The sequence below is a fragment of the Burkholderia pulmonis genome (genome assembly GCF_984667975.1).
The window spans coordinates 1,064,956-1,091,350 of sequence record NZ_OZ480187.1 but is presented as its reverse complement, the minus strand read 5'-3'; the positions used below and the strand labels follow the sequence as shown (position 1 = coordinate 1,091,350).

21 protein-coding genes are annotated in these 26,395 nt (G+C 68.3%); 8 read left to right on the top strand and 13 right to left on the bottom strand.

The annotated features are described in order from the left end of the window. Positions 1-170: 170 nt before the first annotated feature. Entirely contained in the window at positions 171-1,421 is a 1,251-nt protein-coding gene (locus AC5LXK_RS21670) for an MFS transporter (protein WP_493393510.1), read from the bottom strand. Positions 1,422-1,571: 150 nt separating this feature from the next. Next, on the bottom strand, positions 1,572-2,888 hold the full coding sequence (locus AC5LXK_RS21665; RefSeq protein ID WP_493393509.1) for an MFS transporter: 1,317 nt from the start codon (positions 2,886-2,888) through the stop codon (positions 1,572-1,574). A gap of 311 nt (positions 2,889-3,199) precedes the next feature. Here AC5LXK_RS21665 and AC5LXK_RS21660 point away from each other — a divergent pair, with 311 nt between their 5' ends. Next, positions 3,200-4,117 (top strand): LysR family transcriptional regulator, encoded by a 918-nt coding sequence (locus AC5LXK_RS21660; protein WP_493393508.1) that lies wholly within the window; start codon positions 3,200-3,202, stop codon positions 4,115-4,117. A 19-nt stretch (positions 4,118-4,136) separates the two neighbouring features. On the opposite strand, the gene AC5LXK_RS21655 is transcribed toward AC5LXK_RS21660, so the two are convergent. From AC5LXK_RS21655 to AC5LXK_RS21645, 3 genes are all read right to left on the bottom strand, one after another. Further along, a complete protein-coding gene (locus AC5LXK_RS21655) occupies positions 4,137-5,282 on the bottom strand; it encodes a porin (RefSeq protein WP_493393506.1) in 1,146 nt (381 codons plus the stop codon). 64 nt (positions 5,283-5,346) lie between these two features. After that, positions 5,347-6,444 carry a M14 family metallopeptidase gene (locus tag AC5LXK_RS21650; protein WP_493393505.1) on the bottom strand — a complete coding sequence of 366 codons (1,098 nt, stop codon included), beginning with the start codon at positions 6,442-6,444 and terminating at the stop codon, positions 5,347-5,349. Between the two features lie 7 nt (positions 6,445-6,451). Continuing rightward, positions 6,452-7,783, bottom strand: a complete 1,332-nt coding sequence (locus AC5LXK_RS21645; protein ID WP_493393504.1) for an MFS transporter — start codon at positions 7,781-7,783, stop codon at positions 6,452-6,454. Positions 7,784-7,915: 132 nt separating this feature from the next. Between AC5LXK_RS21645 and AC5LXK_RS21640 the strand changes: the two genes are divergently transcribed. From AC5LXK_RS21640 to AC5LXK_RS21630, 3 genes are all read left to right on the top strand, one after another. Continuing rightward, entirely contained in the window at positions 7,916-8,809 is an 894-nt protein-coding gene (locus AC5LXK_RS21640; RefSeq protein WP_493393503.1) for a LysR family transcriptional regulator, read from the top strand. A 184-nt stretch (positions 8,810-8,993) separates the two neighbouring features. Next, on the top strand, positions 8,994-9,530 hold the full coding sequence (locus tag AC5LXK_RS21635) for a VOC family protein (RefSeq protein WP_493393502.1): 537 nt from the start codon (positions 8,994-8,996) through the stop codon (positions 9,528-9,530). 39 nt (positions 9,531-9,569) lie between these two features. Next, positions 9,570-10,325 (top strand): glucose 1-dehydrogenase, encoded by a 756-nt coding sequence (locus AC5LXK_RS21630; RefSeq protein ID WP_493393501.1) that lies wholly within the window; start codon positions 9,570-9,572, stop codon positions 10,323-10,325. A 111-nt stretch (positions 10,326-10,436) separates the two neighbouring features. Here AC5LXK_RS21630 and AC5LXK_RS21625 read toward each other — a convergent pair whose 3' ends face one another. Both AC5LXK_RS21625 and AC5LXK_RS21620 read right to left on the bottom strand, forming a co-directional pair. After that, positions 10,437-11,954 (bottom strand): purine-cytosine permease family protein, encoded by a 1,518-nt coding sequence (locus AC5LXK_RS21625; RefSeq protein ID WP_493393499.1) that lies wholly within the window; start codon positions 11,952-11,954, stop codon positions 10,437-10,439. 202 nt (positions 11,955-12,156) lie between these two features. Further along, a complete protein-coding gene (locus AC5LXK_RS21620) occupies positions 12,157-12,804 on the bottom strand; it encodes a glutathione S-transferase family protein (protein WP_493393498.1) in 648 nt (215 codons plus the stop codon). Between the two features lie 105 nt (positions 12,805-12,909). Here AC5LXK_RS21620 and AC5LXK_RS21615 point away from each other — a divergent pair, with 105 nt between their 5' ends. Next, positions 12,910-14,022 carry a transketolase-like TK C-terminal-containing protein gene (locus AC5LXK_RS21615; RefSeq protein WP_493393497.1) on the top strand — a complete coding sequence of 371 codons (1,113 nt, stop codon included), beginning with the start codon at positions 12,910-12,912 and terminating at the stop codon, positions 14,020-14,022. 23 nt (positions 14,023-14,045) lie between these two features. Here AC5LXK_RS21615 and AC5LXK_RS21610 read toward each other — a convergent pair whose 3' ends face one another. Beyond that, positions 14,046-14,501 carry a MarR family winged helix-turn-helix transcriptional regulator gene (locus AC5LXK_RS21610; RefSeq protein ID WP_493393496.1) on the bottom strand — a complete coding sequence of 152 codons (456 nt, stop codon included), beginning with the start codon at positions 14,499-14,501 and terminating at the stop codon, positions 14,046-14,048. Between the two features lie 175 nt (positions 14,502-14,676). Between AC5LXK_RS21610 and aceE the strand changes: the two genes are divergently transcribed. After that, a complete protein-coding gene (aceE, locus tag AC5LXK_RS21605) occupies positions 14,677-17,361 on the top strand; it encodes a pyruvate dehydrogenase (acetyl-transferring), homodimeric type (RefSeq protein ID WP_493393494.1) in 2,685 nt (894 codons plus the stop codon). A gap of 56 nt (positions 17,362-17,417) precedes the next feature. Here aceE and AC5LXK_RS21600 read toward each other — a convergent pair whose 3' ends face one another. From AC5LXK_RS21600 to AC5LXK_RS21590, 3 genes are read right to left on the bottom strand one after another with little or no spacing between them, the layout of a single operon-like run. Then, entirely contained in the window at positions 17,418-18,932 is a 1,515-nt protein-coding gene (locus AC5LXK_RS21600) for an efflux transporter outer membrane subunit (protein ID WP_493393493.1), read from the bottom strand. Next, complete coding sequence (locus AC5LXK_RS21595; RefSeq protein WP_493393491.1) at positions 18,929-22,102, bottom strand: efflux RND transporter permease subunit; 3,174 nt, start codon at positions 22,100-22,102, stop codon at positions 18,929-18,931. The genes AC5LXK_RS21600 and AC5LXK_RS21595 overlap by 4 nt, the downstream gene beginning before the upstream one ends. Before the next feature lie 13 nt (positions 22,103-22,115). Continuing rightward, positions 22,116-23,312, bottom strand: coding sequence for an efflux RND transporter periplasmic adaptor subunit (locus AC5LXK_RS21590; RefSeq protein WP_493393490.1), 1,197 nt, complete (start codon positions 23,310-23,312; stop codon positions 22,116-22,118). Positions 23,313-23,392: 80 nt separating this feature from the next. Here AC5LXK_RS21590 and soxR point away from each other — a divergent pair, with 80 nt between their 5' ends. Then, positions 23,393-23,872 carry a redox-sensitive transcriptional activator SoxR gene (gene soxR / locus AC5LXK_RS21585; RefSeq protein WP_493393489.1) on the top strand — a complete coding sequence of 160 codons (480 nt, stop codon included), beginning with the start codon at positions 23,393-23,395 and terminating at the stop codon, positions 23,870-23,872. Between the two features lie 36 nt (positions 23,873-23,908). Here soxR and AC5LXK_RS21580 read toward each other — a convergent pair whose 3' ends face one another. Further along, positions 23,909-24,670: an SDR family NAD(P)-dependent oxidoreductase gene (locus AC5LXK_RS21580; RefSeq protein ID WP_493393488.1), complete on the bottom strand. Its 762-nt coding sequence runs from the start codon at positions 24,668-24,670 to the stop codon at positions 23,909-23,911. Between the two features lie 108 nt (positions 24,671-24,778). Here AC5LXK_RS21580 and AC5LXK_RS21575 point away from each other — a divergent pair, with 108 nt between their 5' ends. Continuing rightward, positions 24,779-25,690 carry a LysR family transcriptional regulator gene (locus AC5LXK_RS21575; protein ID WP_493393487.1) on the top strand — a complete coding sequence of 304 codons (912 nt, stop codon included), beginning with the start codon at positions 24,779-24,781 and terminating at the stop codon, positions 25,688-25,690. Between the two features lie 24 nt (positions 25,691-25,714). Here the strand turns inward: AC5LXK_RS21575 and AC5LXK_RS21570 are convergent, their stop codons facing one another. Further along, positions 25,715-26,368: a TetR/AcrR family transcriptional regulator gene (locus AC5LXK_RS21570; protein WP_493393486.1), complete on the bottom strand. Its 654-nt coding sequence runs from the start codon at positions 26,366-26,368 to the stop codon at positions 25,715-25,717. Positions 26,369-26,395: the final 27 nt, after the last annotated feature.

The following is a 26,395-nucleotide window of genomic DNA, read 5'->3' as shown; positions in this document are numbered from 1 at the left end:
CTTTCGGTTGGCACATTGAACGGAACGGCGCGCCGGGCCTGCCGGCGGCGCCGGACGCGGCCCTGAACCTCCCCGGCCGCGAGGCGCCAGTGTCGGGCCGCGCGGCGTTGCGCGACAGCGGCGCACGGGACAACGTCCGACAGGATCGGGCCAACGTGCGCGCGCCCCGCCTACGACAGCGCGGCCTTGCAGGCACCCGGCCGCGTACGGCCATACGCAACCATCATCACGAAGCTGAGCAGGAAGCCCGCGCCGCCGATCAGCAGCAGGCCGGTCTCGCCGAACACGGGCAGCAGGTTCGTCAGCGCGCCCGTCACGACCCACGCGACGGCCATCACCGAGCCCGCGACACCGAGCGCCCAGCCCTGCCGATCCTCGCTGACGGCATCGGAGAACGCCGTATACATGGTCGTGTACGCGACCATGTCGAAGCAGCCGACGACCATCGCGAGCCCCCACAGCACCGGCTCGTGCGGAAACAGTGCGGACAGGACCTGGCCCAGCCCGGCGACGAGCAGGCCCGTCTTCGCGATGTCGATCACGCGCCACACGCGCAACATCAGCCGCACGACGCACAGCAGGCCGAACGCGAAACAGATGCCGATCACGCCGCTGAACAGCCCGAGCCGTGCGCTCGTGTAGCCGAATTTCGCCTGGAGCAGCAGCATGATGGTCTGCAGGTAGAGCCCGTAGCCAACCTGCATCAGGAAGAACACCACCGACAGGAACGCGACGTTGCGCTGGCGTACGGCCTCCCGGATGATCCGCAGCGGCAGCAGCGGATCGATGCGCGTGTCGCCGCGCGGCGCGGCCGAATCGCGATACGACGCCCAGGTCCAGAACGCACAGATCAGCGACAGCCCGGCGACCAGCACGAACGGCGTGCCGTAATCGAACAGCGGCGAGACCGTGCGGTCGGACGTGACGCCGCCGAGCACCGGCCCGACGATCACGCCCGCGCTGAACGCGAGCGACATGATGCTCATGTTGTACGCCTTGTTCCCGGGCGTGCTGATATCCGTGATCGCCGCCTGGGCGATGCCCTGACAGCCGGCCATCAGGCCGGTGAGCCCGCGGCCGGCCAGCAGCAGCGCGATGCTCGCGTGCCACGCGCCGGCCGCCATCATCGCGTAGCCGGCGGCGAGGCCGAGCACGCACAGCAGCAGGATCCGGCGGCGGCCATGCCGATCGGACAGCTCGCCCATCAGCGACGAGCCGAAGAACATGCACAGCGGGTAGATTCCGTAACCGAGACCAAGGTAGAAATTGCGCGCGTGCGCGCCGGCGTCGGCCGGCAGGATGCCCGCATGCGGATCGCTGAAGATCGCGGACATCATCGGATAGACGAGCCCGAACCCCATCGCGTCGAGCGCGATGGCGAGCAGGCAGGGGCCGAGCAGCGTGTAGTCGAGCCGGGACATGGCGACCTTCCGGATGGAGTGGATGATCGCCCAAGCGTAATGATCGGACGGCGGCTGCGGTAGGCCGCCGCCCGCGATGCTAATCATCGGCTCGCCCGGTACCCGTGATGCCGCCCGTGCCGATGGGTCGCCGCTCCGCTCGCCCCGCTGCTACTTGGCGCTCAGCGGCTCGGCCTGAAACTGCCGGCGCGCGACCACGCACGGCGCGCCGTCATGCATGAACACGCTCGCGAGCAGCCCGAACGACGCCGCGAACAGCACGTACCATGCGGGCGCGACGGGCGACCCGCTCGCACGCGTCAGCCACGTGACGATGAACGGCGCGAAGCCGCCGAACACCATCACCGCGACGTTGTAGGCGAGCGCGACGCCGGTCGAGCGGGAGCGCGTCGCGAACTGCTCGGCGAGCGTGGTCGGCGCGGGGCCGTAGCAGATGCCGATGATCGTGCAGATCACGAGCTGCATCACGAGCAGGCGCACGACGCTCGGCGCGGCGGCCAGCCATGAAAACAGCGGATAGGTGACCGTCAGCATCGCCAGCGTGCCGGCGATCAGAACGGGGCGCCGGCCGATGAGGTCGGACACGATCGCGGCAACCGGAATCGTCACCGTCAACAGCGCAACGGCCACCATCTGCACCTTGAACACCTGGTCGAGCGGCAGCCCGAAGGTCTTGTGCACGAACGTCGGCATGTTCACGAGCATCACGTAGAACACGGCCGTGCCGGTGATCGTCTGCCCCATCGACACCAGCACGCCGCGCAGGTTCTCGCGCAGCACGCGCGATACGCTCGCCGGCGGCTCGGCCGCCGACTTGCTCGCGTCGAGGAACGCCTCGGTCTCCTCCATGTGCCGGCGGATCCACAGGCCGACCGGCCCGATCAGCAGCCCGAGCGCGAATGGCACGCGCCAGCCCCAGCTGTGCAGCGCGGCATCCGACAGCGATTGCGTGGCCCACGCGCCCATCGCCGCGCCCGAGAACACCGCGAGACACTGGCCGATCAGTTGCCACGATCCGTACAACCCGCGCCGGTTCGCCGGCGCGCTTTCGACGAGGAACGCGGTGGCGCTCGCATATTCGCCGCCGGTGGCGAAACCCTGCAGCAGCCGCGCGACGACGATCAGGATCGGCGCCGCCGGGCCGATCGCCGCGTATGACGGCGCGAACGTGATCAGCGCGATCGACAGCGTCATCAGGAAGATGATGAGCTGCATCGCGGCCTTGCGGCCCTTGCGATCCGAATAGAGCCCGAGCACGATGCCGCCCACCGGGCGCATGAAGAAGCCGACGCCGAACGTCGCGAGCGACATCAGCAGCGACGCGTACTGGCTCTCCGCAGGAAAGAACAGCCGCGCGATGATGCCGGAAAAGAACCCGTAAACGATGAAGTCGTACCACTCGAGGGTGTTGCCGACGACCGCGGCGATCACCTGCCGCTGCCGCGAATTCCGACGTGAGTCGTGCATGCTTGTCTCCTGCAGTCTCATGGTGCCGCGCCGCATGCGCGCCGCCTTTCGTGGCGCGCAATCGGCAAATCGGCTGCTCGCATCGCCGGCCGATGCGTACGACGCACCTCTCGGCCCGCACACCTGACCGGCGTGAACCGATCATAGGGACGCCGAAAACCCGTATCAATTAATGCCCGCGGCGGATGATTAGCCGGAGATTAAATGTTTCCCCCGAGGACTCCGCCACGCGAAAACCCCGGTATTTCGCGCATTGTTGCGGCCCCGGATCTGCGGCAGAATCGTCGGCCGCCCTTCCTGTCGCCCGCATCATGCGCAACCGCATCAACGAAGAGATCACGTTCCGCAAGCTCGAGGTGCTGCTCGCCTTCATGGAAGCCGGCAGCCTCGCGAAGGCGGCCGAGGCACTGGGCATCAGCACCGTCAGCGTGCACCGCGCACTCCATACGCTCGAGGAAGGGATGCACTGCGCGCTGTTCCGCCACGAGGGGCGGAACCTGATGCCGACCGATGCCGCGCAGGTGCTCGCCGAAGTCGCTGGCGAAGTGCTCAAGACGATGGCGGACGGGATCCGTTCGACGCGCGAGGCGGCCGGCTACGGCGCGGGCCAGTTGAAGATAGGCTCGCTGTATTCGCTGACGATCCGCACCGTGCCCGAAGTCGTGATCGCATTGAAGGAGCGCCGCCCCGAGCTGCAGGCCGAGCTCGTGCTCGGCTCGAACGCCGACCTGCTCGACAAGCTCAGGCAGGGCGCGATCGACGCGACGCTGATGGCACTGCCCGAACCGGACGCCGAGATCGAGTCGATCGCGCTGTTCGAGGACGAAATGTTCTTTGCCGTACCGATCGATTCGCCGTATGCGCAACGCGACGCGATCGATCTTCACGCGTGCGGCGATGAGCCGTTCGTGTCGCTTGGCGAAGGTTTCGCGACGCATCACGGCTTCACGGAAGCGTTCCGCGCGGCCGGCGTCACGCCGAACGTCGTGATGCGGGTGGGCGACATTTTCTCGCTGATCAACCTCGTGTCGGGCGGCGTCGGCTGCTCGCTGCTGCCCGGCCGCGTACGCGACCTGTTCGCGCACAAGATCGCACTCGTGCCGCTCGCCGGGCCCACGATTCGCCAGACGATCGGCCTGAGCTTCCTGCATCGCCGCGAGCGCGACCCGAATCTGCTCGCACTCGCGACCGTGTGCCGGCTGACGGTCAAGGGGCCGCACGCGCGGTAACGCGGCGCGACACCCGGCGTCAGAACTTCACGAGCAGGCCAAGGCGCACCAGCAACTGACTGGCGGTCGACGACGGTGTCGTCTGGTTGATCTGCGCGACGGCCTGCCGGCCGTACGAGTCGAGCCCGGACGCATGCTGGTAGATGCCGACCATATAGAGCGTCGTACGCTTCGACAGGAAATACTGCGCACCGGCATTGAACTGCTGATACTTCGCATCGGGCGCTGCCGTGTACGTATACGCCGCGCCGAGCGACACGGCCGGCGTGACGAGGTACGTGACGTTGGCCTCGTAGTTGTCGAACGACGCGCGGCCGCGGTACGGCGTATTCAGCGTCGGCACGATGCTCTGGAATCGCGTGTTGGTGTACACGAAGCGGAACGTCGCATTGCCGAGCGCATAACTGCCGCCGGCCCCGTAGATCTGCAGCGTCGATGCCGACTGGTAGCCGCCCCAGATCGGCGTGGGCAGCGCGGTCGAGAACGCCGCGTTCGGCGCCGCGCTTGCACTCGCACCCCATAGCGTCACAGCCGGGTTGTTGACCGTCTCGTACGCGGCGTCGAGCGTCAGCGGGCCGCGCTCGTAGCGTGCGCCGACGCTGATCGCGCGGTTGGCGGAAAAACTCCCCGGCACGCCGCCGAAACCGTACAGCGCCGCCATCGAGAAGCCGTTGAAATCCGGCGTCTTGTACTTGATCGCGTTGTTGATGCGCGCGGTATCGTTCAGGTTGTCGACGTCGGCCGCGTGCGCACCGAGATAGCCGGTGAAGTTGCAGCCGGCCGCCAGCAGGCCGAGATATTCGCCACTCAGCTCGTCGTATTGGCGGCCAAGCGTGACGGTGCCGAACGCGCCGGTCAGGCCGACGAACGCCTGGCGGCCGAACATCAGGCCGCCCTGCCCGAGCCGCCCCGTATTCGCGTCGTAGCCGTTCTCCAGCGTGAAGATCGCCTTGAGCCCGCCGCCGAGATCCTCGCTGCCCTTGAAACCGATGCGGTTCCCGTACAGCGTGCCCGATACGGCCTGGATCGCCTTGCCGCCCCCCATGTTGCTGACGTAGTTCACGCCGTTGTCGATGGTTCCGTACAGCGTGACCGAATTCTGCGCGTGCGCGGCGACGGTGAAGGATGCTGCCGCGGCCGTCGCGACGATGCCGTTGATTTTCATCAGATCTCCTTAATAATATTCTTATGTTTGAACAGGCAGGCGCATACCGCCTGCCTCCCTGCCCTTACGCGGCGGACAGACCCATCAGCGCCTGCAGCATCGCCGCCCGCGCCTGCCCCCAGATCGCGCCCTTCCAGACGTCGTCGTCACCGTAGAACGCGTCGCGGATTCGCCCGAGAATGTCGCGGCGCAATTCGGCCGGCGCATCGGGATGCCGGATCAGCCAGTGCGACGCACGCAGCCGGTTGATCACGTCGTCGAACGGCAGCGTGCCGAATTCGAGTGCCATCAGCGCGGCATTCGCGCGCGAGCACTCGTCGTGCGCGATCGACGCGACAGGCCCCGACACACCCGGCGATTCGGATTCGCCGTCGAACGGTGCAACGACGTCGGCGCCCCACCAAGCGCGTGCCCGCGCGAGTTCGGCAGAGACGTTGCGGCCCGCGTAGATCTTTTCGCCGTGGCCGCGCGGCCCGAGGCCCGTATGGACGTCGATCCATGCGATCGTTCTCGCGTGCGCCGCGCGCTCGCGCAGGATCGTACGCATCGTGCGGTTGTTCCAGGTCGGCTCGCGCCCGCCGAAGAACATCCCGTCGGGTGTCGTGTACTGGCCGCCGCTCAGCGCGCCGTGATACGCGAGCTTGCCGTGTCGCGCGATGTACTCGGCCAGCGCCCGTTCGTCGTCGGGCGACGGCGGCCAGGTGTCCGTGAGCACGAGGCTGTCGATCTCCGGATACGCGTCGTTCGCCGGCAGCGCCGCGCCGAAATCGATGTGATTGCGGTTCAGGTCGACGTTGTCCTGGTTGGTGCGCTGCAGGTACGAGAAACCATATGGATTGACCGCATGGATCAGCAGCAGCCCGATACCGGCGCGGGCCAGCCGCGCGATCAGGTCGTCGTCGAACAGCGTCGCGACCTGGCAGCCCGATCCGCAGAAGCCTTCGGGGCCGTGCGTGCCGGAACTGACGATCAGCATCCGCTCGGCATCGGCGACACCGAGGCCGGCCACGTCGATCGCCAGTGTTTCGCCGAGCGCGCCGTACAGGCCGGGCAGCACGAACGACTCCAGCGTGGCGCACCGGTGTGCTGCGGCGTCGAGAAACTTCTGGCGGGCTTCGGCATAGGTGCCGGAAAAATGTCGGGTAACGGCGATAGGTTCCATGGTGCGGTCAGACTTTCGAGTAGGAGGAAATGCCGGAAACGGCGGGAGCGTCGATCGTTTCACCGGTGCGGTCGCGCAGGTACGGCAGGCCGGCCATCGACACGAGCGCGACCACGATCAGGTACCAGGCCGGCGCCACCTTGTTGCCGCTCGCGTTGACGAGCCACGTGCTGATGAACGGCGCGAAGCCGCCGAAGATCGCGACGCCGACGCTGTACACGAGCGACATGCCCGTGGCACGCACCGATTCGGGAAACATCTCCGGCAGGATCGTGATGCTCGGCACGGCCTGGATCGCAAGCACGACGGTCAGCAGGCCGACCACCGTGAACAGCACGGCGGGCGTCGGCGACGCCTTCAGCCACGCGAACGCCGGGTAGATCAGCAGCACGAGCGCGATCCGGCCCGCGACGATCAGCGGCTTGCGGCCGATGCGGTCCGACCAGCGGCCGACGAGCGGTGCGCATCCGAACGCGAGTGCCCCCGTCAGCGCGGCGGCCGACAGCGCGACGGCCGGACTCATCCCGAGTTCGCGGATCGCAAAGGTCGGCATGTAGAAGCTGACGACGTACGATGCACCCGTGCCGCCCATCGTGATCATGATCGCGACGAGGACCGCCCGCCCGTGCTCGCGACAGAGCGTCGCGACGCGGCCGCTACGTCGCGCGCCGCCCGGTGCGGGCCGCGTAGTGTCGCCCGTGTGCGTTTCCTCGAGCCGGCGGCGAATGTAGGCGCCGACAGGCGCGATCAGCATGCCGAGCGCGAACGGTACGCGCCAGCCCCAGCGTTCGAGCGCGTCGGGCGTCAGTACAAACGACAGGATCGCGACCGTCAGCGCGGCCGTCAACACGCCGAGCCCCTGGCTCGCGAACTGCCAGCTCGCCATGTAGCCGCGCGTGCGCGGTCGCGCATGCTCGACGAGCAGCGTCGTCGACGCGCCGAATTCGCCGCCGGCCGAGAAGCCCTGGATCGACCGCGCGACGACGATCAGGATCGGCGCGGCCACGCCGATCTCCGCATAGGTCGGCATCACGGCGATCATCCCGCAGCCGAGCGCCATCAGGAAAATGGTCAGCACCATCGCCGGCTTGCGCCCTGCCCGATCGGCGTACGCGCCGATCACGACTCCGCCGAGCGGCCGCATCACGAATCCGGCCCCGAACGTGCCGACCGCCAGCAGCAGTTGCCCGCCCGCGTCGAACGACGGGAAGAACAGCTTGCCGATGATGAACGCGAGAAAGCCGTAGACGGTGAAATCGAAGTATTCGAGCGCGTTGCCGACGGTCGTCGCGAGGATCGTCCGACGCACGTCGGCGCCGGACTGCGGTTGGGGTGCCATCACGGGTGTCTCCTTCGGGGTGCGATGCCGCACCGGTTATATGCGACGCATTCTAGGCGGCCCCGTGTTACCCGAAAAGACAACAATCCATTAAACTCGTTGCCATTTGGTTTACACCCCCTGGAGCCCGCCGTGAAACCGAACCAGCTGCATGCGTTCGTGGCCGTCGCCGCGCAGATGAGCATCCGCGGCGCCGCGCGCCAGCTCGGCGTGTCCGCGCCGGCCATCACGAAGATCATCCGCGAGCTGGAGCGCGAGATCGGCGCGCCGCTCGTCGAGCGCAGCGTCAAGGGCATCGTGCTCACCGAGTACGGCACCGCACTGCTGCCACGTGCGCGCCTGCTGCTCGACGACATGCAGCGCGCCCGCGACGAGATCGTGCAGTTGCGAGACGGCAATCTCGGCCACATTCGCGTCGCAGTCAGCACGTCGTTCGCGCAGACGGTGTTCGTGCCGGCCTACAGTCTGCTGCGCGAGCGGCGCCCCGGCGTGACGGTGCACGTGACCGAATCGGGCCTCCCCGGCACGCTCGCGCGGCTGCGCGACGCGCAGACCGACTTCGCGATCATGCATGTCGCCCCGCAGTCGCTCGCCGACGAGTTCGTCAGCGAACCGCTCGCGCCCGTGCAACTCGTGCTCGGCGTGCGGAACAAGCACCCGCTGCGCAACCGGCGCAACGTGCGCGACTTTCTCGATTCCGAATGGGTACTGCCCGGCGACGGCAACGATCCGATGTCGGCGACCCAGTGGCTGTTCGGCTCGTTCGGGCTGCCGGTGCCCTCACATGTCCTGCACGGCGATTCGATTTCGACCGCACTCGCGCTCGTCGCGCAGACGGACCACGTCGGCTTCTTCGTCGAACCGCTCGCGAACGAAGTGTTCCAGCGGATGGGCATCCGGCGCGTGGCACTCGACGACCCGATGCCCGAACTGCAGATGTGTGTCATTCAGCGCCGCGGCAGTGCGCTGACACCCGCGGCCGCGCAATTCGTCGAATGCGTGCGCGACGTGCTCGCGGCGTGCTGACGCACGCCCCGCTCCTGCCGGTGCGCAAACCGGCGTCGCCCCGGCGCCGGGCACCCCACCCGCACCACCCGGCAACGATTCCGAACGGCTAGTCCGTTTGGATGGCACGAAGCGCGCGCTTTGTTGCGATCATGGCCGTCATTCATCGCGCGGCACGCACACGTGCGTCCGCCACGGAGACGACATGAACGATCCACTCCCCGGCCCCATCGACCAGATCGGCTACGTGGTCGCCGACCTCGAGCGCAGCATCGCGCGCTGGCGCACCCGCCACGATGCCGGCCCGTGGACGGTATTCCGCAACGTGCGCCTCGACGGCCGGTATCTCGGCGAACCGGTGACGGTCACGATGGACGTCGGCCTCGCGTATCGCGGCGATCTGCAGATCGAACTGATCCACGTGACGAGCGACACGCCGTCGCCGTACCGCGATGCGCACGGACAGCCGCTCGTCGGCCAGCATCATGTTGCGTGGGTCGTCGACGATCTCGATGCAGCGGTGGCGCAACTGACCGCACGCGGCATGCGCGTCGTGTTCGAAGCATGCAACCCGGCCACGCGCGTCGCGTATCTCGATGACGCCGACGATCCCGGCACACGCATCGAAGTGATCGAAGGCGCCGGCATGCGCGACATGATCGCGCACGGCATCGCCGAAGCCCGCACCTGGGACGGCACCGATCCGGTTCGCATCATCGACGCGGCGGCCGCATCCGCGTAGGCGGGCACGCGCCCCCTCTCACTCACAGGAGCAAGCAGGATGAAACGACTCGAAGGCAAGGTGGCGCTGATCACGGGCGGCGCCCGCGGCCAGGGCGAAGCGGAAGCGCGCCGATTCGTCGCCGAAGGCGCACGCGTGATGATCGCCGACGTGCTGGACGATGCCGGCCGGCGCGTCGCGGCCGAACTCGGCGACGCCGCGCGATTCCAGCATCTCGACGTCACCCGCGAAGCCGACTGGCACGCAGCCGTTCAGGCCACGCTCGCGCAGTTCGGCCGGCTCGACATCCTCGTGAACAACGCGGCGATCCTGAAGCTCGTGCCGATCGAATCGTGCTCGCTCGACGACTACCGCAAGGTGATCGACGTGAACCAGGTCGGCTGCTGGCTCGGCATGAAGTCGGCGGTGGCCGCGCTGAAGGAAGCCGGCGGCGGCTCGATCGTCAACGTGTCGTCGACGGCGGGGATGGAAGGTGTCGCGGGCGGCAGCGCGTACGTATCGAGCAAGTTCGCGGTGCGCGGGATGACGAAAGCCGCCGCACTCGAATTCGGCCGCTACGGCATTCGCGTGAACTCGGTGCATCCGGGCGGCATCGATACGGTGATGGCACGCCCGCCGGAATTTGCGGATTTCGATCCGGCGTCGATTTACAGCGGCCTGCCGATCGCGCGCATCGGCAAACCCGACGAAGTGGCCAGCCTCGTGCTGTTCCTCGCGTCCGACGAATCCGCGTATTGCACGGGGTCGGAATTCATCGTCGACGGCGGGATGCTCGCGGGCAGCACGTTCCACTGATCCGCCGCGCTGCCGCCACCAGAACCCGAATCGGAAACGACAACGCCGCCGGCGGATGCACCCGCGCGGCGGCGTTGTCGTTGCTGGGAACGTCCGGGCGCTCCGCCGCGCTCAATACCCTTTCGGCTGAATCGCCGGCGCACCGACGCCACGCGCGCCCTGCTTGCCGCCGCGCACGAAGCGGCGCCCGTGCGGGCCGTACACGCCATCCGGCTCCGGATACAGCGTCAGCAATACGAAGTACAGGATCCCGCCCATTGCCAGCGACACCGGCACGCTCAGGTCGAGCCCGCCCGCGAGGTTGCCGAGCGGCCCGACGAACTGGCCCGGCAGGTTCACGAACGCGAGCCCGGTGAACGCGGCCGGCAGCCACGCGCCCATCGCGCGCACGTTCCAGCCGTGCGTGAACCAGTAGTGGCCGCCGTGCAGCCCGCGGTTGAACACCTGCAGATCGTCGGCGAGATAGTAGCCGCGGCGCGTCACGTAGCCGATCACCATGATCGCCATCCACGGGCAGCTGAACGTATCGATCAGCGTCGAGAACGTCGCGACGCTTTCGACGAGGTTGAACCAGAAGCGTCCGACGAAGATGAACGCAATCGCGATCGTGCCGATCAGCAGTGTCGCCCGCACGCGGTTCAGGACACGCGGGAACATGCTCGATACGTCGAGGCCGGTGCCGTACAGCGCGGTCGTGCCCGTCGACATCCCGCCGATGATCGCGATCAGGCACATCGGCAGCAGGAACCAGCGCGGCGAGATCGCGAGCAGCCCGCCGACGTAGTCGTTCGACGCGATGAACGCCGGCGCCTTCGACGCGATGATCGTCGCGGTCGCGAGGCCGAAGAAGAACGGCACGAAGGTCGCGACCTGCGCGGCGAACACGGCGCCCATCACGCGATGCTTCCGCGTGTGCTGCGGAATGTAGCGGGCCCAGTCGCCGAGGGTCGACGCGAACGACACGGGGTTGCTCAGCGCGACCAGCACCGCACCGACGAACGCGGCCCAGAAGCCCGCGCTGCCGAGCTGCAGCGTGCCCGCGTAATTCATGTCGAACAGGCCGGCGAACGCGAACAGGCCCGCGACGAACAGCACGCTCGCGGCCCATACGGCGATCTTGTTGACCCACAGCATGAAGCGAAAGCCGTAGATGCAGACGATCAGCACGAGCACCGCGAACACCATGTATGCGGCGCCGAGCGTGAGACCGTTGACGGGCACGCCGACCATGTTGTGCGCGCCGCCGACGAGCGCGTCGCCGGAGCTCCACACCGCGAGCGAGAAGAACGCGATCGACGTGAGCAGCGCGAGGAACGAGCCGACGATCCGGCCGTGGATGCCGAAATGCGCGCCGGACGACACGGGGTCGCTCGTGCCGTTGCGCGGGCCGAACAGGCTCATCGGCGCGAGGATGCAGGTGCCGGCGAGCACGCCGAGCACGATCGCGCAGACGCCCGCCTTGAACGACAGCCCGACCAGCACGGGAAAGCTGCCGAGCACCGATGTGGAAAACGTATTGCAGCCGCCGAACAGCAACCGGAACAGATCGATCGGCCGCGCATAGCGCGATGCATCGGGAATGCGCTCGAAACCGAACGACTCGACCTGCGTAATCCTGCCTTCACCCATTTGTCTCCAGCTCCTCTGGTGCGTCTGTATGGCCCGAGGCTGCGGCCATGCGACACATCGTCATCGATTCGCGGCCACTCTAAACCGGATCGGGCGGCGCAAATATCACGCATTCGAGACGTTTACGACGACGGGGAACGATGTTTCCCGGCAGGCAGGCGACCGGTTCCCGCGCCGTCCATGCGGCGCGGGCGATGCGATGTCAGTGCGCCGCTTCGGCCGCCGGCGCGCGGCATGCGATCAGGCCCCGCTGAACGGCCGGCCGTGCGCCGATGTCGGCAAGCCAGCGCTCGACGTGCGGGAAACCGGACACGTCGAGATCGAGCTCGGCCGCCGAGCGCAGCCACGGAAACGCGGCGACGTCGGCGATCGAATACCGCGACGATGCGAGATACGCCGATTCCGACAAGCGGCCGTTCACGACCCCATAGAGCCGTGTGACTTCCTTCCGGTAGCGGTCGATCGCTTCCGCATTGACCGTCTTCGATGCATGCAGGAACCACCAGAGCTGGCCGAGCATCGGCCCGATCCCGCCGATCTGGAAATGCAGCCATTGCTGGACCGCCGTGTGCTCGGCCAGCGTTTCCGGCTGCAGGCAGCCCGTCTTCGCGGCGAGATAGCCAAGGATCGCGCCGGATTCGAACACGGCGAGCCCGGTATCGTGGTCGACGATGGCCGGGATCTTGCCGTTCGGATTGATCGCGAGATACGCCGGGCTGCGCTGCTCGCCGGCGGACAGGTTCACGTGCACGCGGTCGTGCGGGAGCCCGGCCTCTTCCAGGTAGATCGCGATCTTGTGCCCGTTCGGCGTGTCGGCCGTATAGAACGTGAGGGAGTGATTCGAGGTCATGTCGGTCCTTGTCATCGGGTTGTTGTTGCAACTACAATCGTTGCAATTGCAATCCTATGCCGGAACCAATGACGCCGGCGACATGCCAGTACTCGAAGGAGGGACATGCAGACTGCGCGATCCGGTCCGCCCGTGCGGACACCCGACACCCGCCGCGCCGCGGCGGCCTGCCTCGAACGGCTGACGACACGACGGCTCGCGCCGCCGGGCTGCGCGGTATCGCCGCTCGGCGCGATGCGCGCGGCCGCCGATTGCCTGGAACACGATGCGGCGACATCGCAGCACGCATGGGTCGTCCGCGCCGATGCGCACGCGCCGTTTCCGGACCCGCATGCGCATCGCCACATCAGCGCGTGGCCGTTGCGGTTTCTCGACCCGGGCAAGCGTTTCGAGCGGCCGCTGCTGTACCTGCTGCATGCGCGCGCGATCGACCGGCTGAGGCTGGCATCGATCGAGACCGTCGATCGCGGAATCTTCGTGAACGATGCCGAAACGGCCGCGTCGTCCTGGCCCAAGGGCGTGACGCCCGACATCCCGCACTGGCTGGCCGCGAACCCCGCATGCACGCCGTACGATCCCGCGTCGGGGCACGAAGCGATCGCGATCCTGCGCCACGCGCTGCGCACGCTCTATGTCGCCGGCCAGCCGGGCTTCTTCTATCTCGCGAGTCACGACGACTGCACGCCCGATGCGAAGCCGCTGTCGGCCACGGCGGCCCGCGATGCGTTCAGCGGCATGCGGCGGGCCGGCCGGCGCGCAGCGGCCGGGGCGGCCGCGCACATCCGGCTGTGCGGTGCGGGCAGCACGCTCGCGCACGTGCTGGAGGCGGCCGATCTGCTGCACGACGAATGGCGCGTCGATTCGACGATCTGGAGCTGCCCGAGCTATACGCAGCTCGCGCGGGACGGCCGCGCCACCGACCGCTGGAACCTGCTGCATCCGGATGACGAAGCGCACATCGCGCACGTGCGGGCAAGCCTCGGCGAAAGCGGCACGCCGGTGCTCGCGGTGACCGGCTACGCGCGGCACGTCGCCGCGCAGATCGGCGCGTTCGTCCCGGCCCGCTTCATGGCGCTCGGCGCGGATTCGGCCGGCCCGGGCGCACGCGTGCCGAATGCACGGTGGATCGCCGCAGTCGCGCTGCGCCTGCTGGCCGATGACGGCCGCGTACCGGCCGACTGGGCCGCGCAGGCGATGCGCCGGTATGCGCGCGGCTGACGCGCGTGCCGCGCCGGATACCGTTACTTCGCGTCGGCGGCCGCGTCGCGCGCCGCGGCGGTCGCGCGATCGAGCGCAACGGCCATCGCCGCCTGTTCCTTGCCGGTGAACTGGTCGAGAAACAGCTCCGCGACCGTCGACTGGTACACCTTCCACATTTTCTTGCGCAGCGCCCGCCCCTTGTCGGTGATGCTCGCGAACGCGGCACGGCCGTCGTCGGCCGAACGCGCGCGCGTGACGAGCCCTTCCTGCTCGAGCCGGTCGACGAGCCGCGTCAGGTTGTAGCGCTCGATCGCGAGCACGTCGGCCAGTTCGTGCATGCGGCGCGTGCCGTCGGGCCCGCTTTCGAGCCCCCACAGCGCGTCGTACCACGCATACGCGGGCAGGTCGGCAGCCGCGAGGCGCCGCTCGACCTCGCGAATCATCGTCCGGTGCGCGCGGACGAACGAGAACCACAGATCGGGTTCGGTTGCGGTCATGTCAGGTCGTTCCTTTCGTTGAATTGCAGTTGCAATTAAATTCTACCTCGATAACAATGCCCTTCGATATGATTGCAATTGCAATCATATCGCCCGCCGATCGGCGGGCGTTCCGTCGCGCGACGCGGCGCCACGACCGTCGCCCCGCGCAGCCTGATGCTTCTGGAGACACTGCATGACCGCACCTCTCGCGTTACCCGACATCGATCCGCAGGAAACCCGCGAATGGCTCGATGCGCTCGAATCCGTGATCGCGCTCGAAGGACGCCCGCGCGCACACTACCTGCTCGACCAGCTCGCCGATCTCGACGCAGCCCGCCACGGCGACCTGCACGGCCGCGTGACGACCGCGTACGTGAACACGGTGCCGCGCGAGCGGCAGCCCGCGTACCCGGGCGATCTCGCGCTCGAACGCCGCCTGAACGCGATGATCCGCTGGAACGCGATGGTGATGGTGCTGCGCGCCGGCCGGCATTCGAACGTCGGCGGCCATATCGCGACCTACCAGTCGGCGGCGGTGCTGTACGACGTCGGCTTCGACCACTTTTTCCGCGGCCGCACCGACACGTTCGACGGCGACATGGTCTACATCCAGGGCCATTCGGCCCCCGGCATCTACGGCCGCGCGTATCTGGAAGGCCGCATCACGGACGCGCAGCTCGACAATTTCCGCCGCGAGACCGGCCGCGAAGCGGGCCGCGACGGGTTGTCGTCGTATCCGCATCCGCGGCTGATGCCGGATTTCTGGCAGTTCCCCACCGTGTCGATGGGGCTCGGGCCGCTCACGGCCGCGTATCAGGCGCGCTTCATGCGCTACCTCGAATATCGCGGACTGAAAACGCACCAGGGCCGCAAGGTGTGGGCATTTCTCGGCGACGGCGAAATGGACCAGCCCGAATCGCTCGCGGCGATCTCGCTCGCCGGGCGCGAACGGCTCGACAACCTGATCTTCGTCGTCAACTGCAACCTGCAGCGCCTCGACGGCCCCGTGCGCGGCAACGGCAAGGTCATCCAGGAACTCGAAGGCACGTTCCGCGCGGCCGGCTGGAACGTCGTCAAGGTGATCTGGGGCGCCGGTTGGGATCGCCTGCTCGAACGCGACACCACCGGCCTGCTGCGCCAGCGCATGATGGAGTGCGTGGACGGCGACTACCAGACCTTCAAGTCGCAAAGCGGTGCATACGTGCGCGAGCATTTCTTCGGCAAATACCCCGAACTGCTCGAGCTCGTCGCCGACCTGTCCGACGACGACATCTGGAAACTGGCGCGCGGCGGCCACGATCCGGAGAAGGTGCATGCAGCCTATGCGCAGGCGATGCACGCGGACGGACGGCCGACCGTCGTGCTCGCGAAAACCGTCAAGGGCTTCGGGATGGGCGAAGCCGGCGAAGGCCAGAACGTGAACCACCAGTTGAAGAAGATGAGCGCGGACGCCGTGCGCGCGTTCCGCGACCGCTTCGCGCTGCCGGTCACCGACGCGCAGCTCGACGACCTGCCCTATCTGAAGCCCGAGCCGGGCAGCGCCGAAGAGCGCTATTTCGCGGAACGCCGCGCCGCGCTGGGCGGCCACGTGCCGGCGCGCTTCAGCGCCGTCGCGCCGCTGCCGGTGCCGCCGCTCGCCGCGTTCGACGCGCAGCTGAAGGACACCGGCGAGCGCGGGCTGTCGACGACGATGGCGTTCGTGCGGATCCTCGGCACGCTGCTGAAGGATCCCCGGCTCGGCAAGCTCGTCGTGCCGATCGTGCCGGACGAATCGCGCACATTCGGGATGGAAGGCCTGTTCCGCCAGATCGGCATCCACTCGCACCTCGGCCAGCTCTATACGCCGCAGGATGCGGGCCAGCTCAGCTACTACAAGGAAGCGAAGGACGGGCAGATCCTGCAGGAAGGGATCAACGAATCGGGCGCGATCGCGTCGTGGATCGCGGCCGGCACCGCGTACAGCAACCACGGGCTGCCAACGGTGCCGTTCTACATCTTCTACTCGATGTTCGGGCTGCAGCGCGTCGGCGATCTCGCCTGGGCGGCCGGCGACGCACGCACGCGCGGCTTCCTGCTCGGCGCGACGTCGGGCCGCACGACGCTGATGGGCGAAGGGCTACAGCACAACGACGGACACAGCCAGGTGCTGTCGTCGGTGATCCCGAACTGCGTGTCGTACGATCCGACCTATGCGTACGAACTCGCGGTGATCGTGCGCGACGGGCTGCGGCGGATGTATGCGGAGCAGGAAGACGTCTATTACTACATCACGGTGCTCAACGAGAACTACCCGCACCCCGGGCTGCCCGACGGCGCGGAAGCCGGCATCCTGAAGGGTCTCTACCCGTTGCGCGAAGGCACGCCGCGCACGGCCGGTGCGCCGCACGTGCAGTTGATGGGCAGCGGCGCGATCCTGCGCGAAGTAATCGCCGCCAGCGACCTGCTCGCGCAGGACTTCGGCGTGTCGAGCGACGTGTGGAGCGCGACGAGCCTGACCGAGCTGCGCCGCGACGGGCTTGCCGCGGAACGCTGGAACCTGCTGCATCCCGATCAGGCGCCGCGTATGCCGTATGTGCAGCAATGCCTCGACGGCCGCACCGGGCCGGTGGTCGTCGCGACCGACTACATGAAGATCGTCGGCGACCAGATCCGTGCGTTCGTCGACGGCCGGCGCTTCGTGTCGCTCGGCACCGACGGCTTCGGCCGCTCGGATACCCGCGAGGCGCTGCGCACGTTCTTCGAGGTCGACCGGCACTTCATCGTGATCGCCGCGTTGAAGGCGCTCGCCGACGACGGCACGATCGAGCGAACGCGTGTCGGCGAAGCGATCCGGCGCTACGGCATCGACGTCGACAAGATCGATCCGGCCACGGTGTAGTCATGCGGCGCGCGACAGGCACGATCGTCCCCGCCTGCCGCGCGGCCCCGCCCGTGCTACGGCTTCGACTGCGCGAGCGGGCCCGGCGCGCCGCCCTGCCCGGTGCCCGACGGCCAGCCGCCCGCGAGCGCCTTGTACAGCGCGACCGTCGACGCCGCGCTGCGCATCCGGGCGTCGGCCGCCGCATCCTGCGCCTGCAGCAGCGTCCGTTGCGCGTCGAGCACTTCGTAGTAGTCGATCGCGCCGGCCGAGAAGCGCGTCTGCGCGAGCTGCGCCGCACGCGCACTGTCGTCCGCCGCGCGCACGAGGTGTGCGGTCTCGTCACGCGTACGCGCGACATGCAGCAGTGCGTTCTCGGTTTCCTCCAGCGCACCGAGCACGGTCTGCCGGTACTGCGCGAGCTGGCCGGCCGCTTCCGCATCGCTCGCGGCGATCCGTGCCCGCACCCGGCCGACGTCGAGGAACGACCAGTCGACGCCGAGTGCGATCAGGTTCGTGGCGCTGCCCGCGCGGAAGAACCCGTAGCTGCTGGTCGCACTGCCGAGCAACCCCGACAGCGTGAAGCGCGGAAACAGGTCGGCCGTCGCGACGCCGACCCGCGCGGTCGCCGCATGCAGCCTGGCCTCGGCGGCCGCGACATCGGGGCGCCGGCGCAGCAGGTCGCCCGGCGTGCCGGGATCGATGTCGGCGGCAAGCGCCGGCAGCGGCACCGGCGTGCCGCGCGACGCGCCTGTTTTCGGCAGATCGAACCGGCCGATCAGCGCATCGGGCGTCTGCCCGGTCAGCACCGCGAGCCGGTGCTCGTCGACGCCGATCGCGGCTTCGTACACGGCGATCCGCGACGTCGTCGATTCGTACTGCGCACGCGCACGCGCCGCATCGAGTTCGGAGCCTCTTCCCGCACCGACGCGCGCATTGATCAGCGCAAGCGTCTGCTTCTGGTTGTCGGCATTCTCGCGCGCGATCCGCAGCCGTTCCTGCGAACCGCGCAGATCGACGTACGTACTCACCACTTCGCCCGCGATCGCGACGCGTACCGCACGCACGTCGGCCGCGCTCGCAGCCGTTTCCGCACGCTGCGACTCGATCGAGCGCCGCACGCGGCCGAACAGGTCGAGCTCCCAGGCTGCATTGATCCCGATGTTCGACGTCGGCGTATCGCGCTGGCTGCGCGGCGCGCCGAACGCCTGGTCCTTGCTCATCAGCTGATGGCCGATCTGGCCGCTCGCGGTGAGCGTCGGATAGCGGTCGAAGGCGGCCTGCGACAGCAACGCGTTCGACGCGTCGTAGCGCGACACCGCGACCTGCAGGTCCTGGTTGGCCGCGAGCGCCGCGTCGATCAACTGCGTCAGCGCCGGATCGCCGAAGCCGCGCCAGAACGTGGCATCGGCAGCAGCCGACGCGTCGGGCGGCGTATCGGCCGGCGCTGCGTCGCGCTGCGTCGCCGGATGCTCGTCGCGCGCGAACCGCGCGGCGGTGGCCGTATCGGGCCGCTTGAAATCGGGGCCGACCGCGCACGCGGCGAGCGTCACCGACATCGCGAGCGCGGAAAGACGGAAAGCGGCGCTCATCGGTTTTCTCCTTCGAGGGTGCCGTGCTGTTCGCCCCAGACGGCCGGCGTGCCGCCCGCGAGCTTGCGGATCGCCACATAGAACACGGGCGTCAGGAACAGCCCGAACAACGTGACGCCCAGCATCCCCGCGAACACGGTGATGCCGGTGGCCGCACGCACTTCGCTGCCCGCGCCGCTGCCGATCAGGAGCGGCACCGAGCCCGCGATGAACGCGACCGACGTCATCACGATCGGGCGCAGTCGCAGCTTGCATGCTTCGAGCGCCGCTTCGATCACGCCCTTGCCCTGGATCTCGAGCTCGCGCGCGAACTCGACGATCAGGATCGCGTTCTTGCACGCGAGCCCCATCAGCACGACCAGCCCGACCTGCACGAACACGTTGTTGTCGCCGCCGGACAGCCACACGCCGAACAACGCCGCGCACATGCACACGGGCACGATCAGGATCACCGCAAGCGGCAGCGTCCAGCTCTCGTACAGCGATGCGAGCACGAGGAACACGAGCATCACGGCAAGCGGGAACACGACGATCGCCGCGTTGCTTTGCGTGACCTGCTGGTAGCTGAGGTCGGTCCATTCGAGCGTGATGCCCGGCGGCAGCACGTCCTTCGCGATCTGCTGCAGCTTCGCGATCGCCTGCGACGACGACATCAGCTTCGGATCGGCATCGCCGATCAGGTCGGCGGCCGGATAGCCGTTGTAGCGGACGACCGGGTCGGGGCCGTACGCAGGCTCCACCGTGACCATCGAGCCGATCGGCACCATCTCGCCCTTCGCGTTGCGCGTGCGCAGGTTCGCGATATCGGCGGCCGTCTGCCGGTGGCCGGCATCGGCCTGCGCCATCACGCGATACACGCGGCCGAAGATGTTGAAGTCGTTCACGTACATCGAGCCGAGATACACCTGCATCGTGTTGAACAGGTCGGTCAGCGCGACGCCCTGCGCCTTCGCCTTCAGCCGGTCGACCTTCACCTCGAGCTGCGGGATGTTCGCCTGGTACGAGCTGACGGGATAGCTCATCCCCGGCGTCTTCGCGACCGCCGCCTGGAACGCCGTGAGCGCCTTCTGCAATTCGCCGTAGCCGAGCCCGCCGCGATCCTCCAGGTACAGCGAGTAGCCCGAACCGTTGCCGAGGCCCTGGATCGGCGGCGGCATCAGTGCATAGGTAATGCCGCCGCCGATCGCCGCGAAGCGCGTGTTCAAATCCGCGTTGATCTGCGCGGCGCTGCGGTGACGCTGGTCGAACGGCTTCAGGATCACGTACGAGTTCGTGATGTTCGGCGTGTTCACGCCCTGCAGCGCATTCAGCCCCGCGAACGCCGGCACCATCTCGACGCCGTCGGTGCCGAGCGCGATCTTCGTCATCTGCTCGGTTACCGCGCTGGTACGCGCGAGCGACGCGCCTTCCGGCAGTTTCGCGCCCGCGAACAGGTACAGCTTGTCCTGCACCGGGATGAAGCCGCCAGGCACCGCGTTGAACAGCAGCGCGGTTGCCGCGAGCAGCGCCGCGTAGACGGCGAACACCACGCCGCGCCGCTTCAGCGTGCGGCCGACGACGCCGTGATAGCGGTCGGAGCTGCGCTCGAAAAAGCGGTTGAACGGACGGAACAGCCAGCCGAATGCGCGGTCGAGCCCGCGGGTGAGCGCATCCTTCGGCGCGTCGTGCGGGCGCAGCAGCTTCGCGGCGAGCGCGGGCGACAGCGTCAGCGAGTTGATCGCGGAGATCACCGTCGAGATCGCGATCGTCACCGCGAACTGCTTGTAGAACTGGCCCGTGACGCCCGACATGAACGCCATCGGCACGAACACCGCGCACAGCACGAGCGCGATCGCGACGATCGGCCCCGACACCTCGCGCATCGCCTGGTGCGCGGCGTCGCGCGGGCTCAAGCCCTGCGCGATGTTGCGCTCGACGTTCTCGACGACGACGATCGCATCGTCGACGACGATCCCGATCGCGAGCACGAGCCCGAACAGCGTCAGCGTATTGATCGAATAGCCGAGCAGGTAGAGCCACGCGAACGTGCCGACCACCGACACGGGCACCGCGACGAGCGGAATGATCGATGCGCGCCACGTCTGCAGGAACAGGATCACGACGAGCACGACCAGCACGACTGCCTCGATCAGCGTGTGCTGCACCGCGCGGATCGACTCGCGCACGAACACCGTCGGATCCCACACGGGGCGGTACGCGACGCCGGGCGGGAAGCGCTTCGACAGTTCGTCGAGCTTCGCGTACACGGCCTTCGCGACATCGAGCGCGTTCGCGCCCGGCGACAGGAAGATGCCGACCACGGCCGAATGCTTGTCGTTGAAATACGAGCGCAGCGTGTAGTCGCCCGCGCCGAGCTCGATGCGTGCGACGTCGGACAGCTTCACGACCTGGCCGTTGTCGCCGTTGCGCAGCACGATGTCGCTGAATTCCTGCACGGTGCGCAGGCGGCCGCGCACGTTGATCGACACGAGGAAGTCGTTTTTCTTCGGCGACGGTTCCGCACCGAGCTGGCCGGCCGACACCTGCACGTTCTGCTCGCGCACGGCCGCGATCACGTCGCTCGCGGTCAGCCCGCGCGACGCGAGCCGGTTCGGGTCGAGCCACAGCCGCATCGCGTAATCGCCGGAGCCGTACACGCCGACGTCGCCGATGCCGGTGAGCCGCGACAGCTCGTCCTTCACGTGCAGCGTCAGGTAGTTGCGCAGGTATAGCGAATCGCGGCTGTTGTCCGGCGAGTAGAGGCTCACGTACATCAGCGGCGTCGGCGACTGCTTCTGCGTGGTCACGCCGTACTGGCGCACCTCGTCGGGCAGGCGCGACAGCGCCTGGCTCACGCGGTTCTGCACGCGCACGGCGGCCGTGTCGGGATCGACACCCTGCAGGAACGTGACGACGACCTGCAGGCTGCCGTCCGACCCGGCGACCGACTTCATGTACATGATGCCTTCGACACCGTTGATCGCCTCTTCCAGCGGTTCGGCGACCGATTCGGCGATTTCCTTCGGGTTCGCGCCCGGATACGTCGCACGCACGACGACGCTCGGCGGCACGACTTCCGGATATTCGCCGGCCGGCAGCATCGGAATCGAGATCAGGCCGAGCGCGAAGATGACGATCGACAGCACGACCGCGAAGATCGGCCGGTCGATGAAGAATCGGGAGAAATCCATGGTGTTTCTCCCGTCATTGCGCGGCAGGCGCGCCGGCATCGGCGACGGCCTGCGTGGCGCTGCCGGCGTCGGCGCGGGCGGGCAGCGCCTTCGGCTTCACCGGTGCGCCCGGATAGTAGATCCGCTGCACGCCGTCGACCACCACGCGGTCGCCAGCCTGCAGCCCTTTCTCGACGATCCGCTCGCCTTCGAGTTCGCGGCCGATCGTCACGTCGCGGCGCAGCGCCTTGTCGCCGGGGCCGATCACATAGACATACTTGCGGTCCTGGTCGGTCAGAACGGCCTTGTCGTCGACGAGCAGTGCATCCTGGTCACGGCCGCTGACGAGTTGCACACGGGCATACAGGCCCGGCGTAAACGTATGGTCGGCATTCGGCAGCCGTACCCGCGCTCGGATCGTGCCGGTTTGCGGGTCGAGCCGGTTGTCGAGGAAATCGACGGTACCCGCATGCGGGAAGCCCGCCTCGTTCGCGAGGCCCACGCGCACCGGATCCGCGCCGATCGCGCGATGCTTCGGATCGGCACGGCGCGCGTTGTAGCGCAGGTAGCTCTGCTCGTCACAGTCGAAATACACGTAGACCGGATCCTGCGACACGACGGTCGTCAGCAGCGTGTCGTCCGCACGCGCGAGGTTGCCGACGGTCGCGATCGCGCGGCCGACGCGGCCCGCGATCGGTGCGCGCACTTCGGTGAAGCCGAGATTGAGCTTCGCGTCGGCGACGGCCGCATCGGCCGCCTGCAGGTCCGCACGCGCCTGCTCGGCAGTGGCGCGCGCGTTGTCGAGTTCTTCCTGCGACGTCGCATGCGCATCGATCAGCGTCTGCACGCGCTTGAGCTGCACCTGGGCGAGGCTCGCGGCCGCACGGGCCCGCTGCTGCTGTGCGTTGGCGCGGTCGAGCGCGATCCGGTACGGGCGCGGGTCGATCTCGAACAGCAGCGTGCCCTGCGCGACGAGGTCGCCTTCCTTGTAGGCGACACGCTGCAGGTAGCCGCTCACGCGCGGCCGCAGCTCGACCGCGTCGACCGCTTCGACGCGACCGTTGAACTCGTCCGCGAGGCGGATCGTGCGCGGCGCGACGGTGGCGACGCCGACTTCGGGAAGGGGTTGGGCCGACGACGTGCCTTTGCCGTCGTGACAGCCCGACAACGCCAGCAACAATGCACAGGTTGCGCCCAGAGGCGACGTCCTGCGTAGGGAAAAGGAGAGCATGATGCCTCGCGACGGGTTAAACTGCCGCGTAGCATAAAAGTTGAAGTTAACTTCAAGTCAAGCTTTCCCCGGAGAACGTCATGGGTACCCCGGAAGACCCGAAATGGCCGCTGATGTCGATCCGCGAAGTGGCCGCCCGCGGCGGCGTGCCGGCATCGACGCTGCGGTTCTACGAGACGCGCGGGCTGATCAAGTCGCACCGGAACGGCTCGAGCCATCGTCACTATTCGCGTGCGGTGCTGCGGCTGATCGCATTCATCGTGTTCGCGCAGAAGATCGGTTATTCGCTCGACGAAATCGCCGAACAGCTGGTCAGCCTCCCCGAGGACACCGCACCGAGCAACAAGGACTGGCAGCGGCTGTCGCGCGGCTGGAAGCAGCGCGTCGCGAGCCGGATCGAGGAGCTGCAGCGGCTCTACATCAACCTCGACGAATGCATCGGCTGCGGCTGCCTGTCGCTGAAACGCTGCAAGCTGACCAACCCGGAAGACCGCGCGGGCCGCAACGGGCCCGGCGCGCGGCGCTGGCTCGGCGACAAGCCGCCGACGGATGCCGAATGACGGGTGCGCCTGCGCCCGCCGCCGGCGCCGATTGCGTCACCCGACGCGCCAGCCGCCGTTCACCGCGATCGTCGCGCCGGTGACGAACGACGCGCGCGGCCCCGCGAGCCACGCGACGGCGTCGGCGATGTCGTCCGGCTGCCCGGCGCGGCCGGCCGGCGTCTGCTCGCGAATCGTCGCCGCGATGGCCGGTGGCACCCCACCGTCGCCGAAGAAGCGCGTGGCGGCGATATAGCCCGGCGCGACCGTATTGACCGTCGCGCCGCGCGGCCCGAGTTCGCGCGCCAGCGCGACGGTAAACCCTTCGACGCCGGCCTTCGCGGCCGCATACGCGAGGCCGCCCGGCAGCAGGCTGCCGGCGCGCGCGGCGATCGAGCCGATGTTGACGATCCGCGCGGCGTCGCCGGCGAGGTGCGGCAATACCGCCATCGTCGTCAGGAACAGGCTTTTCAGGTTCGCGTCGAGCACCGTGTCCCACACCGCCTCCGCTTCGCCCGCCTCCGTATCCGCGCCGACGCGGCCGGTCAGCCCGGCGTTGTTGACCAGCACGTCGATGCGCGGCCACCGCGCGACGATCGCGGCCACCACCGCTGCCGCCTCGCGCCGCACGCTCAAATCGCCCGCCTGCCCGATCGCCGCGCCGCCGAGACGCGCGACGGCCGCGTCCAGCCGCTCGACGTCACGCCCGACGATCGCGACGCGATACCCGTCCTGCACCAGCCGGCTCGCGATCGCGAAGCCGATCCCGCTCGACCCGCCCGTGACGATTGCCGTGCGCTGCTGTTCGTTGCCCGCCATGACCTGCCCTCCTGAATATCGACGGTTGATGACGAGGACATTCTGGGCAGCCCAGCGTGATAGGTAAAATACGAATTCGATGATCAACTGATACATGAAAGGTATCGCATGATCGATCTGCGCCAGTTCAGGCAATTCATCGCGGTCGCCGAGACGCTGAGCTTCCGGCGCGCGGCCGAGCGGCTGCACATGGCGCAGCCGCCGCTCAGCGCGGCGATCCGCAAGCTCGAGGACGAACTGGGCGTCGCCCTGCTCGAACGCGACAACCGCGGCTCGCGGCTCACGCCGGCCGGCGAAGCGTTCCTGCTCGAAGCGCGGCGCGCGCTCGAACAGGCCGAGCGCGCGGTGGCCGCGGCCCGCCGCGCGGGCGCCGGTCTCGGTGGCACGCTGCGGCTGCGCTTCGTCGACAGCACGGTGAACGCGCTGCTGCCGCTGATCCTGCGCGCGTTCCAGGAACGCCATCCGGACGTCGATTTCCAGCTCGAGGAAGGCACGACCGCCGAGCAGGTGCTCGCGCTGCGTCACGACCGCACGGACGTCGGCCTCGTCGTGCTGCCGGTGGCCGATGCCGGCGACGTGCGCGTCGAGCCGCTGCTGCGCGACCGGATGGTGGCCGCGCTACCCGACGGCCACCGGCTCGCGCGCCGCCGGCGCATCGCGCTGGCCGAGCTGGCGGACGAACCGTGGGTCATGTTTGCCGCGCACCACGGGCCCGGCATGCATGCGCTGATCGTGACGGCGTGCGCGCAGGCCGGTTTCGCGCCGCGCGTGGTGCAGCAGCCGCGCCAGATGCAGACGACGGCCGGGCTCGTCGCGGGCGGCATCGGCGTTGCGCTGATGCCGCGCCTGTTCGTGCCGATGCAGCCGCAAGGCATGACGTTCTGCGAACTGAAGGATGCGGGCAGCCCGCTGGCGTACGAGCTGGCGATCGCGTATCGCACGCCGTCGCCGCTCGTTGATGCGCTGCGCGAGACCGCGCGGAATGCGGTGCGCGAACTGGGGCTCGTTGCGGCGACGTGACCGCGCGCATCGCGCGCGCGGCGCTCAGTCGCCGAGGAGGTTGAACGCGACGGCGAGCACGGCTTCCCGGAACGCATCCGGCCGCGTCGGCAGCGACGTGAACTCCAGCATCATGTGGCTGTACGACACCGTCGTGCCGACCGCGCTCGCGATCATGAAGAACAGCACGTTCGGATCGACCGGGCGGATCTCGCCGGCCTCGACCGCCTCCGCCAGCAGCGGAAACATCGCATCGTGATACGGGCGCACGATCCGCTCCTGCAGCCGGTCGAGCCGCCCGCCCTCCTCGGTCGCGGCGGTCGAGAAGAACATGCCGATGTCCGGCTCCGCGAACTCGTGATCGACGCACAGCTCCAGCGCGCGCCGCACGCGGTCGCGATGCGGCAGCGACGACGTGCGCAGCGCGCGCAGCGCGTCGAACAACGGCTCGGCCAGATCGACGATCTGCTCGACGACGGCCAGCCACAACGTTTCCTTCGTGCCGAAATGATGGGCGATCAACGCCGCGTCGATGCCCAGCTCGCGTGCGACTTCGCGCACGCTCGTTGCGTCGTAGCCACGCTTCGCGAAGGTGCGGCGCGCGGCCCGCAATATCACGTCCGGACCGACGGACGCCTCCGCCAGCGGCCGCCCGCGCGTACGCCGCTTCGACGGCACGCGCTCAGTGACTTCAGCCACGTTTTCCTGCTCCCCTTGAATGGTTCG

Bases quoted from the DNA above. Each gene is read 5' to 3' on its own strand.
- AC5LXK_RS21600 (WP_493393493.1), bottom strand. From the start codon at position 18,932: ATGAGCGCCGCTTTCCGTCTTTCCGCGCTCGCGATGTCGGTGACGCTC.
- AC5LXK_RS21670 (WP_493393510.1), bottom strand. From the start codon at position 1,421: ATGTCCCGGCTCGACTACACGCTGCTCGGCCCCTGCCTGCTCGCCATC.
- soxR (WP_493393489.1), top strand. From the start codon at position 23,393: ATGGGTACCCCGGAAGACCCGAAATGGCCGCTGATGTCGATCCGCGAA.
- AC5LXK_RS21625 (WP_493393499.1), bottom strand. From the start codon at position 11,954: ATGGGTGAAGGCAGGATTACGCAGGTCGAGTCGTTCGGTTTCGAGCGC.
- AC5LXK_RS21660 (WP_493393508.1), top strand. From the start codon at position 3,200: ATGCGCAACCGCATCAACGAAGAGATCACGTTCCGCAAGCTCGAGGTG.
- AC5LXK_RS21610 (WP_493393496.1), bottom strand. From the start codon at position 14,501: ATGACCGCAACCGAACCCGATCTGTGGTTCTCGTTCGTCCGCGCGCAC.
- AC5LXK_RS21575 (WP_493393487.1), top strand. From the start codon at position 24,779: ATGATCGATCTGCGCCAGTTCAGGCAATTCATCGCGGTCGCCGAGACG.
- aceE (WP_493393494.1), top strand. From the start codon at position 14,677: ATGACCGCACCTCTCGCGTTACCCGACATCGATCCGCAGGAAACCCGC.
- AC5LXK_RS21595 (WP_493393491.1), bottom strand. From the start codon at position 22,102: ATGGATTTCTCCCGATTCTTCATCGACCGGCCGATCTTCGCGGTCGTG.
- AC5LXK_RS21650 (WP_493393505.1), bottom strand. From the start codon at position 6,444: ATGGAACCTATCGCCGTTACCCGACATTTTTCCGGCACCTATGCCGAA.
- AC5LXK_RS21645 (WP_493393504.1), bottom strand. From the start codon at position 7,783: ATGGCACCCCAACCGCAGTCCGGCGCCGACGTGCGTCGGACGATCCTC.
- AC5LXK_RS21665 (WP_493393509.1), bottom strand. From the start codon at position 2,888: ATGCACGACTCACGTCGGAATTCGCGGCAGCGGCAGGTGATCGCCGCG.
- AC5LXK_RS21620 (WP_493393498.1), bottom strand. From the start codon at position 12,804: ATGACCTCGAATCACTCCCTCACGTTCTATACGGCCGACACGCCGAAC.
- AC5LXK_RS21590 (WP_493393490.1), bottom strand. From the start codon at position 23,312: ATGCTCTCCTTTTCCCTACGCAGGACGTCGCCTCTGGGCGCAACCTGT.
- AC5LXK_RS21580 (WP_493393488.1), bottom strand. From the start codon at position 24,670: ATGGCGGGCAACGAACAGCAGCGCACGGCAATCGTCACGGGCGGGTCG.
- AC5LXK_RS21630 (WP_493393501.1), top strand. From the start codon at position 9,570: ATGAAACGACTCGAAGGCAAGGTGGCGCTGATCACGGGCGGCGCCCGC.
- AC5LXK_RS21635 (WP_493393502.1), top strand. From the start codon at position 8,994: ATGAACGATCCACTCCCCGGCCCCATCGACCAGATCGGCTACGTGGTC.
- AC5LXK_RS21615 (WP_493393497.1), top strand. From the start codon at position 12,910: ATGCAGACTGCGCGATCCGGTCCGCCCGTGCGGACACCCGACACCCGC.
- AC5LXK_RS21655 (WP_493393506.1), bottom strand. From the start codon at position 5,282: ATGAAAATCAACGGCATCGTCGCGACGGCCGCGGCAGCATCCTTCACC.